Annotated in this window: 15 protein-coding genes; 9 read left to right on the plus strand and 6 right to left on the minus strand. The window is 37.7% G+C overall.

The features are described 5' to 3' along the window. Positions 1 to 35: 35 nt before the first annotated feature. The 4 genes from AQF98_RS18385 to AQF98_RS18400 form a co-directional block, all read right to left on the minus strand. Positions 36 to 455 carry a DUF3995 domain-containing protein gene (locus tag AQF98_RS18385; protein WP_055133418.1) on the minus strand — a complete coding sequence of 140 codons (420 nt, stop codon included), beginning with the start codon at positions 453 to 455 and terminating at the stop codon, positions 36 to 38. Continuing rightward, the gene (rluF, locus tag AQF98_RS18390) at positions 452 to 1,432 is read right to left on the minus strand and encodes a 23S rRNA pseudouridine(2604) synthase RluF (protein WP_055133419.1); all 981 of its coding nucleotides are present in this window, start codon (positions 1,430 to 1,432) and stop codon (positions 452 to 454) included. Before rluF ends, AQF98_RS18385 begins: the two co-directional genes overlap by 4 nt. Positions 1,433 to 1,765: 333 nt before the next feature. Beyond that, positions 1,766 to 2,266 (minus strand): DinB family protein, encoded by a 501-nt coding sequence (locus AQF98_RS18395; protein WP_369816941.1) that lies wholly within the window; start codon positions 2,264 to 2,266, stop codon positions 1,766 to 1,768. Positions 2,267 to 2,358: 92 nt separating this feature from the next. Then, positions 2,359 to 3,048, minus strand: a complete 690-nt coding sequence (locus tag AQF98_RS18400; RefSeq protein ID WP_055133421.1) for a YafY family protein — start codon at positions 3,046 to 3,048, stop codon at positions 2,359 to 2,361. A 95-nt stretch (positions 3,049 to 3,143) separates the two neighbouring features. Between AQF98_RS18400 and AQF98_RS18405 the strand changes: the two genes are divergently transcribed. Then, on the plus strand, positions 3,144 to 5,606 hold the full coding sequence (locus AQF98_RS18405) for a hybrid sensor histidine kinase/response regulator (protein WP_055133422.1): 2,463 nt from the start codon (positions 3,144 to 3,146) through the stop codon (positions 5,604 to 5,606). Here the strand turns inward: AQF98_RS18405 and AQF98_RS18410 are convergent. Together AQF98_RS18410 and AQF98_RS18415 are read right to left on the minus strand one after the other, a co-directional pair. Further along, positions 5,599 to 6,927 (minus strand): sigma-54 dependent transcriptional regulator, encoded by a 1,329-nt coding sequence (locus AQF98_RS18410; RefSeq protein ID WP_055133423.1) that lies wholly within the window; start codon positions 6,925 to 6,927, stop codon positions 5,599 to 5,601. The two genes, AQF98_RS18405 and AQF98_RS18410, sit on opposite strands and share 8 nt — an antisense overlap. 78 nt (positions 6,928 to 7,005) lie before the next feature. Continuing rightward, the gene (locus AQF98_RS18415) at positions 7,006 to 7,311 is read right to left on the minus strand and encodes a hypothetical protein (RefSeq protein WP_055133424.1); all 306 of its coding nucleotides are present in this window, start codon (positions 7,309 to 7,311) and stop codon (positions 7,006 to 7,008) included. Positions 7,312 to 7,524: 213 nt separating this feature from the next. On the opposite strand from AQF98_RS18415, the gene AQF98_RS18420 reads away from it, so the two are divergent. From AQF98_RS18420 to AQF98_RS18455, 8 genes are all read left to right on the plus strand, one after another. After that, entirely contained in the window at positions 7,525 to 8,694 is a 1,170-nt protein-coding gene (locus tag AQF98_RS18420; protein ID WP_055133425.1) for an amidohydrolase family protein, read from the plus strand. Positions 8,695 to 8,698: 4 nt separating this feature from the next. Then, positions 8,699 to 9,649 (plus strand): nitronate monooxygenase family protein, encoded by a 951-nt coding sequence (locus AQF98_RS18425; RefSeq protein WP_055133426.1) that lies wholly within the window; start codon positions 8,699 to 8,701, stop codon positions 9,647 to 9,649. Between the two features lie 222 nt (positions 9,650 to 9,871). Further along, complete coding sequence (locus AQF98_RS18430; RefSeq protein ID WP_055133427.1) at positions 9,872 to 10,156, plus strand: acylphosphatase; 285 nt, start codon at positions 9,872 to 9,874, stop codon at positions 10,154 to 10,156. Between the two features lie 106 nt (positions 10,157 to 10,262). Beyond that, positions 10,263 to 11,753, plus strand: a complete 1,491-nt coding sequence (locus AQF98_RS18435; protein WP_200911918.1) for a lipopolysaccharide biosynthesis protein — start codon at positions 10,263 to 10,265, stop codon at positions 11,751 to 11,753. A 6-nt stretch (positions 11,754 to 11,759) separates the two neighbouring features. Continuing rightward, positions 11,760 to 12,191: a dUTP diphosphatase gene (gene dut, locus AQF98_RS18440; RefSeq protein ID WP_055133429.1), complete on the plus strand. Its 432-nt coding sequence runs from the start codon at positions 11,760 to 11,762 to the stop codon at positions 12,189 to 12,191. Positions 12,192 to 12,216: 25 nt separating this feature from the next. Then, on the plus strand, positions 12,217 to 13,914 hold the full coding sequence (locus tag AQF98_RS18445) for a tetratricopeptide repeat protein (RefSeq protein WP_055133430.1): 1,698 nt from the start codon (positions 12,217 to 12,219) through the stop codon (positions 13,912 to 13,914). Beyond that, positions 13,892 to 14,680: a DUF4292 domain-containing protein gene (locus AQF98_RS18450; protein WP_055133431.1), complete on the plus strand. Its 789-nt coding sequence runs from the start codon at positions 13,892 to 13,894 to the stop codon at positions 14,678 to 14,680. Before AQF98_RS18445 ends, AQF98_RS18450 begins: the two co-directional genes overlap by 23 nt. A 21-nt stretch (positions 14,681 to 14,701) precedes the next feature. Next, entirely contained in the window at positions 14,702 to 15,976 is a 1,275-nt protein-coding gene (locus AQF98_RS18455) for a murein hydrolase activator EnvC (RefSeq protein WP_055133432.1), read from the plus strand. Positions 15,977 to 16,011 lie beyond the last annotated feature (35 nt).

Genomic DNA, 16,011 nt, shown 5'->3' on the forward strand with positions numbered 1-16,011 from the left:
AAGGTTGAGGGTAAAAAGGATGAAGAGCTGAAGGGTTATAAGATTACAATAAGTAAACAGCTCATAGCCAAATAGAAACAAAGTGGAATGTAGATTTTGTTATCACTAATGGCAAATGGAGTTGCTTTTACTTTCTTAAATAAACCTACATATTTAAAATCTCCTATGGCTCTAATAAAAAATATCAGTGCAATAATTAGGGTGATATGATCTAGATAAGGGTTGATGGGTTCATAAAAACTGGCCAAATGAAAATAGATCACCAATGCAAAACAAAGTAGGCCAATGGCCACGATCAATGATCCTATAAGGCCTGGGTTAAAAAGTGGCTTTGCAGTAGCAGATACAGGAATACTTGATGCCAAGGCCCATTTACCCCCAACAGCCCAATAAAAATGTAAAGCAGCTAATAATACAAAAATAAGTGTATTTAGATAAATTAAGAGTGTGATCATTTCCGCTTCGGGCTACGTGTTTTTGCTGCTGGTGCACCTTGTTTGCCATTAGAAGGTCTGGTTGGTCTTTTGCTTGGACCGGCTTTAAACCAATCGCTACTATTGGCATTGCCACCTTTAAAAGAACCTCCTGTTTTCGGGGCACCTCCTTTTGATTTTGTTCCACCTGTTTTACTTTTAGCATAGCGCTGTGCAGGTTTCTCTTCTTTCTCTATGGTTGGTTTTTTATTTACCCTTTTCGGTGTTACCGCTTTTTCAGAACTTGATTTGGCCACTAATTTGCCAATTTCAGTCTGTTCTTGCTCCGTTAACTCTCTCCAATCGCCAATGGCCAAGCCTTTTAGCGTAATGTTCATAATGCGGGTTCTTTCTAGCTTGGTTACTTCAAAACCAAAATGCTCGCACATTCTACGAATCTGACGGTTTAACCCTTGAATCAAGGTAATCTTAAAAACAAAAGGACTTTCTTTAGTCACTTTACATTTTTTGGTCATTACCCCTAAAACTGGTACGCCTTTAGCCATGCCCTCAATAAATTGATCGGTTAAAGGTTTGTTAACGGTAACAATATATTCTTTTTCGTGGTTATTGCCCGCACGTAAAATTTTATTAACCAGATCGCCATTGTTAGTTAAAAAGATCAAGCCTTGCGAATCCTTATCTAATCTCCCAATCGGAAATACACGTTCGCTATGGTTTACGTGGTCTACAATATTGCCCTTTACATTGGCCTCTGTGGTACTGGTAATGCCAACAGGTTTGTTGTAGGCTAAGAGAATGGTATTTTCTGCTTGTTTTGGCTCAATGTTATTGCCATTTACACTTACTAGATCACCAAAAAATACTTTATCGCCAACTTTAGCTTTACGGCCATTGATAAAAACTTGACCTAGTTCAATGTACCTATCGGCAGCTCTTCTAGAGCATAAACCGCTTTCGCTAATGTATTTATTTAAACGTGTTGTTGAATCAGACATTGGATGGAATTAGTAATTAATTTACAAAGTTAACCAATTCTAGTCCGATAATGATAAAAGATGTTGGAATCTTAAACGAAGCCATAATTTAACGGCCTGGATTAGAACTCACGATTCTTTAGAAGATTGTCAGTCTGAGCCTGTCGAAGCGTTTGTATTGGTCTTCGACAGGCTCAGACTGACATTTATTGGTTTTTCTAGCAGCTGTTGGTGTCCCCGCCAATAGCTATGTAAAGCCTATTGTTATAAGTGTTGGCCGAGATTATAAATCCCGACCAACTTCTAGCAGTTGTTGGTGTCCTCGCCAACAACTATATAACTCCCGATCAGCAATTAAAAGCTCTGATCATCAGCGCTAGGGCCATAGCTGCCTGGAATAGGAATGTTTAACAACCTTAAATATACCCCCAATTGTGCCCTATGGTGTATGGTTTGGCTGTAGGCATGTCTAATGGTTTCATACTTGGTCATGGTCGCATAAATTTCTTCGCCATTGCGCAATACCCATTTACCACTCAAGTCTTCGTCAGCGGCTTGGCTTAGGCTTGCTTTGCCATCTGCATAGCTTTTTTCAAACAAATCCAAGATATCTGCTGCATTAGCTACAACCGCTGGTTCATAAGGCGTAATAGCAAAATCAAGCTCATCAGTTTTTAAAGCTAGGGTAACCCAACTAGGCAATTCGGCAATGTGTGTGGCCAAGTTCACCATCTTCATGCTTTTTTGATGAGGTGCCCAGTCAAATTTGTCTGCCGGAATAAGGGCTAACATTTTACGGGTTGTTTGAGCTTCACGCTCTAATTCTGTCAATAAGAGTTCAATAATGTTCATCATTTTTATGTTTTGTTACACAAAGAAAAAACACACAAGTGACAACCCTATGGCAGCGTAAAAAAGAGAAGTTAAATTAAATGAGAAATTAATTTTTAATAATTAACGGGCAATAATTTCATGTAATCGCTTACCAACATGTGTGGCGATTTTCTGAATGGGATTTCGGTACATTTTACCTGGGCAATTTTAGCTACCTTAAAGTCTCGATATTCATTTCTTAAATGGCACCATGCAATTAAATGCCAGCTAAAAGCATAAAAAATTAACCCAATTGGTTCTATTTCACGTTTGCTCACTTCTGCCTTATTGTTTTGATAATCAATTTCAATAATACATTTTGCAGAAATGGCATTTTGTAACACAGAAAGGTGTTCTGTATCGTTTTTTAAGCGCTCTGGTAACTGTAGCTTAATGTGCTCATTTAAATGTTCTAGTTTTTCTTTTTGCGTAGAACGAAGTACGCCCTTCACTTTGTTTAAGGCCGTTGTATAATGGTGCATGATCGATTTGTCTGCAAAACCCTCTAAAAAACGCTCCATTAACAACAAGGCATTGGCTTCATCAGAGTTGAAAGAAATAGGTGGCAGAAAGTAACCTTGAACAATGTAATAGCCCCTATGTTGCTCGAAACTTAAAGGAATACCCTGTTCGCCCAATGCCTTCATATCACGATAAACTGTGCGTACACTGATCCCAAATTGATGGGATATTTTCTCGGCAGTTACATATTTTCTTGATTGTAAAAGGATTAGGATTCCAAAAAGTCTATCTATACGGTTCATTTAATACGGCTACTTATTTTTCTAATTTAAACAAAAGTAATGCTATATCTGTCTATAAAGTAATCATTTTAACAAATGCAGCGTTAAATTAAATAATGGCCAAAATTACTCAACATCGTTTTCTGCAGGCAACAAAGGGCAAAATCATTATGGGCTTTTTTTTAGCATCCTTGGCTTTGTTAATGGCTTGGGCTGTGAATAAAATTGCACTGCAAAAAATACTCACCACTGTAGAGAACATCTCTACACCAAATGATAGGTTGAGAATGGTGAATAAGCTCTCGCATCAAATAGCAGGGCTAGATCAGGTTCAAAAAAATAAAGCACTCAAAGATCCCGATAACTATAGTCAGTTTTTTAAAGAATCGAAAAGGTTGAAATTGGTGGTAGATACTTTAAAAAAATTATATGCAAAGGATACGGTGCAGTTTAGGCGATTGGTTTCTATACAAAAGTTGTTGAACGTACGCGATCGACAATTTATAGAGTACTTGAAAGTTAGAGAAGGCTTGGTAAACAACAAGTCTTATGCTGATGAAGTAGCTAAATTGAACGAAATGGTAAGCACACGTTTTAGAGGTGCAGATAGTACCATCTTAACTACCAAAACAACTACTTCTACCACCACATTAGAACCTGAAGCCGAAAAATCTAAGGGTTTTTTAAGCAGGCTGTTTGGTAAAAAGAAAGCCGAAGTCTATAAAATCATTAGTGAAGAACTGCAAGTTAAACGTGATACGGTAAGTGGCCTGTCTGAAGATAGTATTATCAGAAATATGGAGGTTTCGCTTAAGGCCATTGCACAAGAGCAACAAGTTAAAATACAGCGATTTTTAAAGCGAGAAATTGTGCTGGCCAATGCCAACAATGTATTGACACAACAAATGCTCGATATTTTAAAAAAGGTAGAAGCAGAGGCTGTAGCCCAAATAGGAAAAAACGGGCAGGTAGCCAAAGAGTTGGTCAATGAAGGAATTTCGCAGATCAGCGCAATTATTTTAGCCTTTTTTCTATTGACAGGGATTTTGCTCTATTTTATTTTAACAGATATCTCAAAGAGCAATAGATACAGAGCAGCCTTAGAAGAAGCCAAAGAAGAAGCAGAATATCATGGAAAGGCCAAACAACGCTTTCTATCTAACATGAGCCACGAGATCAGGACACCTCTTCAATCCATTTTAGGTTATGCTCAAATCGTGTCTCAACAGACCAATCCAAGTAAAAAAGATCTCAACGCAATTTATCAATCATCAAGCCACTTGCTACAGATCGCTAACGAGATTTTAGATTACAACCGCATTATTTCTGGCGAATTTTCATTTACCAACCAAAGTTTCAACATCCATCAAATTTTAACAGAAGTAGTAGCTGTGATGCGGCCATTGGCAGAAGAAAAATCATTGCGTTTAGTGGCTGCATTTGACTTGGATGATTTAACCTATATCAATGGAGATCCCTTTAGATTGAAGCAAATTTTATTTAACCTATTGGGCAACGCAGTTAAATTTACCTTAAAGGGCGAGATTGTGTTAGCAGTTGCTTATAAACAGCAAGGAGCCCAATTGCATTTTAATTTTAGCATTAGCGATACAGGAATTGGTTTTGCGAAAACAGATGTGGATAGGATATTTAATGAGTTTGAGCAGGTAGAATCTCCAGAGAAAAAGACCATTAACCCAACAGGTACTGGTTTGGGATTAAGTATTGTTAAATCATTAGTTGAACAGCAAGGTGGACGAATTGTGGCCAAAAGCGAAGAGGGGGTAGGTACAGTCTTTAACTTCTTTTTAACCTATAGCTTATCAGAACAGACAACAGTAGATCACTTAAATTTAACTACCCAACCAATTACAGATACAGGCAAGGTATGGATTATTGATGATGATCATCTTATTCTGGAACTCTGCGAATTGATCTTTACACAGCAACATATTGCCTTCCAAAGTTTTGACAAAGCAGAAGCCGTATTAAATGCAGCAGTTGATGAGGAAGTGAAATATGTATTAATTGACATGCGTTTGCCAGACATGTCGGGCTTAACACTTTACCATCTGCTGAAAAAAAGGATAGATCGTACCGTAAAGTTTTATGCCATTACGGCCCAAGTTCTGCCAGATGAAAGAGAATCAATTTTACAGGATGGATTTGATGGTTTGATCATGAAGCCTTTTAGGGCAGAAGAACTGCTCTCGATTTTTGAAAAGACCAAGCCAGTAGAAATTGGATTGGAGATTGACTGGAGTACGATTGAAAAAATGACTTTTGGCGACCCACAGCTATTTGACAAAATTGTAGATCGTTTTAAACAAGATTGTTTGGCCGATATGAGCTTGCTGAAAAAAGCAATGCAAAATAATGAAGTACAAAATAGTCGTTTAATTGTACATCGCCTTGCCGGCAGATTGGGACAAATTGGGGCCAAGGCACTGGCAAAAGATTTTAGAATGATGGAGTTGAAAGTTGCAGCTGATTCTGATAGCGGGCAAAAAGAAGAAATTAATATTTTGTTAGTGCGACTGGATCAATTGCTCTCCTCAATTGATGAAAAGATTATGTAATGCCATAACGCTCCATCTTAGCATATAAAGTCTTCCGATCGATGTTTAATAGCTTGGCCGCTTGAGATTTGTTGTATTTAACTTTGATCAGGGTTTCTGTAATCAGGGTTTTTTCGTTGACTTCGTTAATGGCTTTGAGATCAGATGGATTGGAGATTGGCGATTGGTTGATGGCAATCATCATCTCGTCTGGTAAAGCAGCTAGGCTCGCTTCTTCTCCAGGGCTTAGTAAAACCATCCGTTTAATTACATTGCGAAGTTCACGCAGGTTTCCCGGCCAATCGTATTGTAATAAAAGTGATTTCGCATCTGTCGATATGCTTTTAACATTACGCTGAAGTTCTTGATTGGCCAAGGTGATAAAATGAGCAATAAAAAGCTCCAAATCTTTACCTCGATCACGTAAGGGAGGTAATTGTATTTTAAACTCATTGATTCGGTGGTAGAGGTCTTCCCTAAACTCCCCTTGTTGAATGCTCTTGGTTAAATCATCATTGGTAGCAGCAATAATCCGTACATCTACTTTAATTTGTTTGGTGCTCCCTAAAGGCTGTATGGTTCTTTCCTGTAAAGCTCTCAATAATTTAATCTGTACTTCATAACTCAGGTTCCCAATTTCATCTAAGAACAGCGTACCACCGTTGGCGGCTTCAAACTGTCCCTTTTTGTCATGTAATGCCCCTGTAAATGCACCTTTTACATGACCAAAAAATTCACTTGCAGCGAGCTCTCTAGATAAAGCCCCACAATCTATCGCAACAAAAGGTTTATCTTTTCTTTTGCTTTGCAGGTGCAATGTCCTGGCCGCATATTCTTTACCAGTTCCACTCTCGCCCTGTATAATTACCGACATATCTGTAGGCGCAACCAAATCGATGTGTGCATAAAGCTTGTCGGCAATGGTGCTTTTACCTTTGATAAAATCGTTGAGCTCTTCATGCTGAAGCTTATTTTTGCTTTCCTTTTTAAGTAACGAATTGTTAATGATCATTAACAACTCATCTGGGTTAACAGGTTTGGTAATGTAATCAAAGGCCCCCAATTGGATCGATTTTACGGCAGTACGTACATCATTAAAGCTGGTCATGATAATCACAGGAACAATAACCCCCTTTTCACGTACTTTGGTTAAAACGTCTAAACCCGTTCCATCTGGTAAGCGATAATCAATCAATAATAAATCAAACTCCTGTTGATCTAAGATCTTATTGGCTTGCTGAACATTGACAACAGTTTGTACTTGATGATGGTTCTTCGCTAAAAAAACTTCAAGCAATTGGGCAAAAGTAGTATCATCTTCAATAATCAATAGGCTGGCCATACAGCAAAAATAGCAAAAGCCGGAGAAAAATTCCGGCTTTATGCGATTAGTTAATAGTTAAATAAATCAGCGCTTAGCTTATTCTACTGGTTTTCCGTCTTTATCTAGTTTAATTGATGAAGTTTCTTCTTCTTTTTTAACATCAATTTGAAAATATGATTTCTGGCCATCTTTTACGCTAAAAGCGGCAACTGGTGTCCATTTTTTATAAGGATCAGATTTTAATGTATTTAAAACAGCTTCAGGTAATTCTTCTAATTTAATTGGGGTTTTAATCACGCTATCCTGAACAGCAACAACTGGATTTATTTTTACTTCGCTTGCATTTACTGCTGTTAACCCTGCGATAGCCACAAATGCAGCTGATAAAATTAATTTTTTCATAATTGTTATTTTTAAAGTATCATTTATTAAACTCTATACCATTAGGATACATAATGGTGCCAAAGAAAAATATATTTGTAAGCATCTTACTGTCAGTAATTTAAAATTTAAGGATAATTCTGAAGTTGTGGAGATGTGCAACACTTTGTTGCCTTTAGCAACATTGTTAATGATAAATCTTTTCAGTTTAATCTTATTCCGCTTAATTTGTACATGCAAAATTTTATAACTGCCGATTGGATCTTCCCTGTGGTTAGCCAACCTATTCAAAATGGTGTGCTAGAAATTGCACTTGATGGAACGATTAAACAGGTACTCACTGCTGATGAAGCCAAAAGCCAAGGAATAGAACAAGCCAAATATTACAAAGGGGTGCTGGTTCCGGGTTTGATCAATACCCATTGCCATTTAGAATTGTCGCATTTGCGAGGTAAAATAGCCGAAAAAACAGGGCTTACCAACTTTATCAAAGCTTTATTGGCCATAAGAGATCAACCAGAAGACGAGATTATTGCGGCCATGCAAGCAGCAGACCAAGAGATGTATGAGAATGGAATTGTTGCCGTAGGCGATATTTCGAACCTTTTAATTTCTAGATCGGTAAAGCTAAACAGTAAAATTTATTACCAAACTTTTGTAGAGCTTTTTGGGTTCAATAGACCATCTGAACCGATTGTGGAGGCTGGCATTCAATTAAAAAATGATTTTGCGCCATTAAAAGCAAGCTTGGTGCCACATGCACCATATTCAGTATCGTCAACTTTGTTTGAACAGATCAGTACAAATACCCAAATAGAAGATGTAATTAGTATCCATAACCAAGAAACTGTTGGAGAAAATGAGCTTTTTGAAAAAGGAACTGGAACATTTGCCGATTTTTTTGCGGCTGCTGGTATAGCACAAAGTGAAGCACACAATTCTGGTAAAAACGCATTAAATTACCACTTGCCAAAACTGCCCAAACATGTGAATACGCTTTTGGTACACAATACTTTTAGCACAAAGGCCGATATGGACTTTGCCCAAAAAGAACATCAAAAATTATACTGGTGTTTATGCCCCAAAGCCAATTTGTATATTGAAGATCATTTGCCTGAAGTGGAGCTCTTCAAGAACGAAGCGCTAAAAATAACGCTCGGCACAGATAGCTTGACCAGTAATAATGAGTTAAATATTTTGGCAGAGATGCAAACCTTACAATTCTATAAAAATATCTCATTTGAGGAGTCTTTGAAATGGGCAACTCTTAATGGTGCCGAATTTTTAGGCATAGCGGCACAATACGGAAGTTTAACTGTTGGCAAAAAACCAGGCATTGTATTGATTGACCTTGCTGAAGATCGAATAATTAAAAAAGAAACCACTATAAAACGTTTATTTTAGCAAAATGGCCAATCGAATTACCACACTTTTCAATATCAAATACCCAATTATCCAAGCTGGAATGATCTGGTGCAGTGGCTGGAAATTGGCTGCTGCAGTTTCTAATGCAGGTGGCCTTGGCATTATTGGTGCAGGTTCCATGTATCCAGATGTATTGAGAACACATATTCAAAAATGTAAAGAAGCTACCACAAAGCCTTTTGCGGTAAATGTTCCATTACTGTACCCAAACGTGGAAGAAATTATGAATATTTTGGTAGAAGAAGGTGTTCAAATCGTATTCACTTCGGCTGGAAACCCTGCAACTTGGACTTCTTTTTTAAAGTCGCACCAGATAACGGTTGTACATGTAATTGCAAATACCAAATTTGCGTTAAAAGCACAAGAAAGTGGTGTCGATGCTATTGTAGCTGAGGGATTTGAAGCAGGAGGCCACAACGGTAGAGAAGAAACAACTACCTTGTGCCTGATCCCAATGATCAAAGCTGCGGTTAAAATTCCGGTAATTGCCGCAGGAGGTATTGGAAGTGGTAAAGCCATGTTGGCCGCATTTGCTTTGGGTGCAGATGCAGTTCAGGTTGGTTCTGCTTTTGCAGTTGCAGAAGAATCATCGGCACACCCTAATTTCAAGATAAAAATTGTCAATGCTGCCGAGGGAGATACCAAACTGAGATTGAAAAAACTGGTGCCGGTTCGTTTGCTTAAAAATGAGTTTGCCGATGCAGTGGCACAAGCCGAAGCTGATGGTGCAAATACCACGCAGCTAGCCGAACTTTTAGGAAGGGCAAGAGCAAAATTGGGTATGTTTGAAGGCAATATGGAAGAAGGAGAATTAGAAATTGGTCAGGTTTCGGCCATGCTGGATGAGATTAAGCCTGCTGCAACAATTTTAAATGAAATATGGGAAGAGTTTTTAAATGAAAGGACAGTGTTGACGGAAATGGATTTTGGGTAAAGGAGTATGAAGTCCTAGAGTTTAAAAAATGTCAGTCTGAGCCTGTCGAAGACCAGTTGGTAAGGCATTTCGACAGGCTCAATGTGACAACCATTATATCAAAATATTAAAAAATATCAGTCTGAGTTTAGCTTGATAACTAATGAACAAATGACCAATGAACTATTGAACTGATCAACATGATGTCTATATACTAACTACTAAATACTTTTTACTAAAAAAATGAAACATATCAATATTAAAATAACAGGTAAAGTACAAGGCGTTTTCTTTAGGGCAAGTACCAAGGCCGTAGCCGATCAAATGGGTGTAAAAGGTTTGGTTAAAAATGAAAAAGACGGCTCTGTTTATATCGAAGCAGAAGCCGATGCCACCACCTTAGAAATGTTTATAGATTGGTGCAATGAAGGTCCAGAAAAGGCTAAAGTAGAAAATGTTGAAGTTGTAGATGGAGAAGCTAAAAATTATCGCAACTTTGAAGTTGTAAAAAAGAACCTGCTTTGGTAAAGCTAATTTACAATTATAGTGAAGTGAAAAAATAAACTGATTAAAGATTTTGTAAGTGGGCAGCTGCTCAGCAAGCTAAAGTCTAAGGTCTAAAATCTAAAATCAATTGTCGGTATATAAAAAATTTGTGGGGCAAACAATGGTATATGGTATCAGTACCATTTTATCTAGGCTGCTCAATTTTGTTTTAACACCTATCTTTACCCGTACCTATACGGCATCTGTATATGGGGTGTTTACCAAAATGTACAGCTGGGCATCATTGATCAATGCAGTACTGGCATTTGGAATGGAGACTACCTTTTTCCGTTATCTGAATAAACATGAGGATAAAAAGGGGCAGGTTTATAACAATTCCTTTTTGGTGATTGCCTTTATCTCCACTTTGTTTTTGTTGACGGGCTTGGTTTTTACCAACCCAATTACCAAATGGTTATTGAATGGCGATTTGGCAGAATTTGAAGACCAAAGGCGATACGTACAATATTTTTTGTGGCTGTTGTTTTCTGATGCCATCTGCATCATTCCCTTTGCGAAATTAAGGGCAGATGGGAAGCCATTTCGTTACAGCTTGATCAAGTTTATCAATATTTTAACCTATGTAAGTATCTGTTTGTTCTTTATTTATGGTATTCCGGCCATTATCAAACACGATTGGCCAATGGCCCACTTTTTTGCCGGCTGGTTTCGCGAAAAATGGGTGGGTTATGTATTTATTGCCAATTTGATTGCCAGTTTGATCACCTTCGTTTTGTTGATCCCAGAGTTCTTAAAGCTCCAGCTTAAATTTGATAAGGCCATGTTTATGAACATGCTCTCGTACAGCTGGCCAATCTTAGTGGCCAATTTGTCTTTTATCATCAACGAAAACTTAGATAAGATCCTTTTAGGTAAATACTCCACAGAAACTCAGGTTGGTATTTATGGGGCAGTATGTAAAATAGCCATCTTTATGAGCATTTTCAATACCGCTTTTCGTTTGGGGGCCGAGCCATTTTTCTTTAGTCATGCCAAACATCAAAATGCCAAAAACACCTATGCTAAAATTCTGCAATACTTTGTAATTGCTTTGGCTATTTTGTTTGTGGCTTTGGTAGCCAATATCGAAATTCTAAAGTATTTTATCAGCAGAGATGCCGCACATCGGGCAGAATATTGGGTGGGTTTGCCAGCAGTGCCCTATTTGTTGTTGGGTTATGTATGTTTGGGCATTTACATGAACTTGTCTATTTGGTACAGATTGTCAGATCAAACCCGTTTCGGACTTTACATTTCTATAATTGGGGCAATGATTACCATTGTTTTCAATATCCTATTGATCCCACATTATGGTTATATGGGTTCTGCCTGGGTGTCAATGGCTGCTTATGCTACCATGATGGTCATTTCTTACCTCCTCGGACAGAAGTATTATCCAATACCTTACAACCTCAAGAAGATTTTGGCCTATTTAATTGTTTCTACAGCAATTGTTTTCGCCTCATTTTTTATATTTAACCGAAATATCTATATCGGCAATGCCTTATTGATTGCTTTTATAGCGAGTATTGTCTATTTCGAAAAAGAAGATTTACTGAAAATTCTAAAAAGAAGCTAATTGATAATGAATATTAAGATCATCAACCATTCAGATCACCCTTTGCCGGCCTATGAAACAGCAAATGCTGCAGGTATGGACTTAAGAGCATTTACAAATGAAGAAATCACAATTAAACCTTTGCAACGTCTTTTAGTTCCAACAGGTTTACATATAGAGTTGCCCATTGGATACGAAGCACAGATCAGACCACGTAGTGGCTTGGCCTATAAGCATGGAATTGGGATTGTAAATTCGCCAGGTACCATAGATGCAGATTATCGTGGCGAAATTAAAGTATTATTGGTCAACCTTTCAGATACAGCTTTTGTGATTAACAATGGCGATCGGATTGCCCAAATGGTAATTGCCAAACACGAAACCATTAGTTGGGAAAGTGTTGAAGAATTAAGTGATACGGCTCGCGGTGCAGGGGGTTATGGACATACAGGGAAATAAAATACGTTCATTATAAAATTATAAAATGAAGTTTAAAGTTGTTTGTATTGGTTTGTGTTTTTGTTATGGACTTTTGAGTGCCCAAGAGCAGCCATTTGGCATAGCCAATCCAAATAATACCATTACAGAACTTTATTTTGCAGGTCTAAAAGATAAGCTGATCGAAAACTATGGCAATGCTGCTGCTAATTTTGCGAGAATTGTTGCATTAGATCCTAAACATGATGCCGCATATTTTGAATTGGCAACAATAAGCTACAGACAGAATAAGTTGTTGGATGCAGAAACGGCAATTAAAAAGGCAATCAATATCAATCCTAAAAATGTCTGGTATTTAAAATTACAAGCCGAAATCTATAAACGCAATGGCAATATGGATGCTTTGGTTAATGTTTTTACACAGTTGATTCAACAGTCGCCAGCAACCGAAGATAATTATTTTGATAGAGCAAATGCCCTTTTTCTTGGTGGTAAAAATGCTGAGGCACAAAAAGCATACGATGAAATAGAGCAAAAATTCGGCGCCTCAAAAGAACTAACAGCTGCCAGACAACGTGTGGTAATGCAAGCCAGTGCAGCACCAGATAATGCCACAATAGATAAGTTGTTGGCCGAAAATCCTAACGATGTAAAAAGTTATCTCTATTTGAGCGGGGTTTTGTTAGAGAAAAACAAAAAAGATGAAGCCTTGTCTGTTCTCGGAAAAGCCAAGAGTTTAGAGCCAGATAATTATGAAATAGATTTGGCTATGGCCGATATCTATCAATCTCAGAAAAAGAACGAACTGGCCATTGTACCATTGAAAGCTGCATTTGCCAACCCTGCAATGCCAGTTGCCAATCAACTTAAAATTGTAGCAAGTATGCTACCCCGCTTTGGTAATCAGCTAGTAGCTAAAGATGCCACAGATCTGATCCAATTGGCCGTTAAAAATCATCCAAACGACCCTAAATTAATTGTATTGTACGGAGATGTTTTGTACCAGCAGGGAAATTTAAATGGTGCCAAAGAACAATATCAAGCTGTATTAAAAATCTCCGAGCAATTTTATGCCGCTTGGGAAAAGATTTTGGGCATCCAAAACTTAATGGGGCAGTATACCGAGGCCATCAAAACTGGTGAAGATGCCTTATCCATCTATCCAAACCAGGCTATATTGTATTATTACAGAGCATTTGCCTTACATAGAAATGGACAAAATGCCGAAGCAGGAATAGAAATTAAATCGGCCCTGCAATTAGATGGAGACGATAAAAACCTAAAAGCGATGATTTTTGCCTTGCAAGCAGAGGTGTTGATAGACCAACAAAAATTAAAAGAAGCAGACCTTGCCTTCGATAAATCTATTGAGCTGGCACCAGATAATTACCTCACGTTAAGCAATTATGCCTACTATTTAGCGTTAAGAAACCAGAACTTGGCAAAGGCCGAAATGCTCGTAGCCAAGGCAGCAGCAGCCCTTCCAAAAAATACATCAATAGCCGATACCTATGCTTTGGTGTTGTTTAAAATGGGCAAATACGATTTGGCTTTAACTTGGATACAAAAAGCATTACCAAACAATGAGGTGTCGAATCCTGTTTATTTAGAGCACTATGGCGATATTCTTTTTCTAAAAGGAGACAAAGAAGGAGCTGTTTTGCAATGGCAAAAGGCCAAACAAGCAGGAAATGACTCCGAAAAACTAAACAAGAAAATTAATGAAAAGAAATATATTAAATAGCCTTTCTTTAGTAGTAATTGCAATAGTCGCATTTGGATGTAAGCCCAAAAGAATAATTGTGACTACCCCTCCAGTTAGCCAAGAAAAGGTAGAGGTTGATAAAAAGCCCGAAAACCTAAATTTGTTGAAAAGCAAGAACCTGTCTTTTAATACACTGGCTTTGAGAGGCAAGGCAAATCTAAATATGGATGGTGATGAGCATAACGTGACGATGATTATCAGAATGCAAAAAGATAAAAAGATTTGGGTAAGCATTACAGCAATTGCAGGTATTGAGGTTGCTAGGGCCGTAATTACACCAGATAGTTTGTTGTTGTTAGATCGTTTGCAAAAAAAATATGTCAAAAAACCTTTCAATTACATTCATCAATATGCCAACAAACAGCTTAATTTCGGTTTGTTACAAGCGGTACTTTCAGGTAATGCGATACCAGATTTTATGAATGTAAATTCGGATTTGATCCAAGAATCGGGTGTTTGGGTATTAAGTGGTACAAATGGCGATTTGACCTATAGAAGTTTATTTAATACCTTGTTAAAGGTAGCAGAAACTACATTGAACGATGCCAAAGCAGGACAAGCATTTAAGGTAACCTATGGCAAGTATACTCCAGTAAATAGTGCTTTGTTTCCCTCTAGCCTGAAAATCAACACCATGTCTGGCGCAAAAAAAATAAATGTAGAAATTGAATTTACAAAAATCGAGAGCAATGTTGCCGTAGAGTTTCCTTTTAGTGTTCCTAAAAGTTTTGAGCTAATCAACTAATTTTTTTATATTTTTGGAGCAATGAAGCTAAATAAACTATTTCTTTCTCTACTTTTTGTAGCCTTATGTACAAGCGTTTTTGCACAAACCACAAAGGAGCTTACCCGTAAAAAAGAAGCACTGCAAAGAGAAATTGAACTGGCAGAAAAAAATCTGAAAAAAACAACTAATGGTAAAAGATTAACCGTAGGCGAAATCAATACCATTAAAGCTCAGGTTCGTTTAATGCAAGAAAAAATCTCGACCATTAACTCGGAAATGAAAAATCTGGATAATCAGATTACCGAAAATACAGGTAAAGTTCACAATCTGCAAACACGTTTGTCTGACTTAAAGAAAGAGTATGCAGGGATGATCAGGTTTGCCCAGCGGAATAAAAATTCTTATGATAAAATGATGTTCATTTTTGCAGCTAAAGATTTTAATCAAGCATATAAAAGGATCAAATACCTGCAGCAATTTGGACAATACCGTAAAAAACAAGCAGCCTATATCCAGGGTACCGAAAAAGACCTGAACAATAAGATTGTGGTATTGGATAAAGATCTAAAGCAAAAAAACAACCTGTTAAAAGAGCAGGTAAACGAGAAGAGCAAGCTGGATAAGAAAAAGGGCGAGCAGACCATGGTGTTAAACCAATTGAGCAAACAAGAGAAACAGTTCTCACAAGATATCCAGAGAAAGAAACAACAACAAGCCGCAATTCAAAGACAGATTACTGCAGAGATTAATCGAATCATCGCAATTGAACGTAAAAAGGAAGAAGATCGATTGAAAGAAGAAGCGAGGTTGGCCGCTGCAAGAGCAAAAACAGAGAACAGACCTGCACCAGTAGTAGCTGCAGCTAAACCAAGAACCACCAGTGAGATTTTAAGAGCAACACCCGAAGCTGCTAAACTCTCATCTGCATTTGAAAGTAATAAGGGTAGTTTGCCTGCACCAGTTGCCACTGGATATATCAGTACACGTTATGGAGCAGGTAAGTTTGAACAGGCTACAATTAATGAAGAAGGAATTAAATACCATACCAATGAAGATGCGCCTGCTAGAGCCGTTTTTAATGGTACAGTAAGATCGGTTACACCAGTACAAGGAAGATTTGTGGTGTTGATTAAACATGGCGAATACTTTACCGTTTATTACAATTTAAAAAGTGCAAGTGTAAAAGCGGGAGATAATGTAAGCACTAAAGAAACCATCGGAATTGTTGGCAACACTGACGGAGTACCAGAGCTTGGGTTTCAATTGATCAGAGGTGCAAACCATTTAAATCCCGAAAGTTGGATTGCGAGATAAACTATTAGGCAATTAATTTGTCTATATTTGTATAT

Source organism: Pedobacter sp. Hv1 (genome assembly GCF_001412215.1).
Classification (GTDB): domain Bacteria; phylum Bacteroidota; class Bacteroidia; order Sphingobacteriales; family Sphingobacteriaceae; genus Pedobacter.

Bases quoted from the DNA above. Each gene is read 5' to 3' on its own strand.
- AQF98_RS18455 (WP_055133432.1), top strand. From the start codon at position 14,702: ATGAAGCTAAATAAACTATTTCTTTCTCTACTTTTTGTAGCCTTATGT.
- AQF98_RS18450 (WP_055133431.1), top strand. From the start codon at position 13,892: ATGAAAAGAAATATATTAAATAGCCTTTCTTTAGTAGTAATTGCAATA.
- AQF98_RS18445 (WP_055133430.1), top strand. From the start codon at position 12,217: ATGAAGTTTAAAGTTGTTTGTATTGGTTTGTGTTTTTGTTATGGACTT.
- AQF98_RS18400 (WP_055133421.1), bottom strand. From the start codon at position 3,048: ATGAACCGTATAGATAGACTTTTTGGAATCCTAATCCTTTTACAATCA.
- AQF98_RS18385 (WP_055133418.1), bottom strand. From the start codon at position 455: ATGATCACACTCTTAATTTATCTAAATACACTTATTTTTGTATTATTA.
- AQF98_RS18410 (WP_055133423.1), bottom strand. From the start codon at position 6,927: ATGGCCAGCCTATTGATTATTGAAGATGATACTACTTTTGCCCAATTG.
- dut (WP_055133429.1), top strand. From the start codon at position 11,760: ATGAATATTAAGATCATCAACCATTCAGATCACCCTTTGCCGGCCTAT.
- AQF98_RS18425 (WP_055133426.1), top strand. From the start codon at position 8,699: ATGGCCAATCGAATTACCACACTTTTCAATATCAAATACCCAATTATC.
- AQF98_RS18405 (WP_055133422.1), top strand. From the start codon at position 3,144: ATGGCCAAAATTACTCAACATCGTTTTCTGCAGGCAACAAAGGGCAAA.
- AQF98_RS18420 (WP_055133425.1), top strand. From the start codon at position 7,525: ATGCAAAATTTTATAACTGCCGATTGGATCTTCCCTGTGGTTAGCCAA.
- rluF (WP_055133419.1), bottom strand. From the start codon at position 1,432: ATGTCTGATTCAACAACACGTTTAAATAAATACATTAGCGAAAGCGGT.
- AQF98_RS18415 (WP_055133424.1), bottom strand. From the start codon at position 7,311: ATGAAAAAATTAATTTTATCAGCTGCATTTGTGGCTATCGCAGGGTTA.
- AQF98_RS18430 (WP_055133427.1), top strand. From the start codon at position 9,872: ATGAAACATATCAATATTAAAATAACAGGTAAAGTACAAGGCGTTTTC.
- AQF98_RS18395 (WP_369816941.1), bottom strand. From the start codon at position 2,266: ATGATGAACATTATTGAACTCTTATTGACAGAATTAGAGCGTGAAGCT.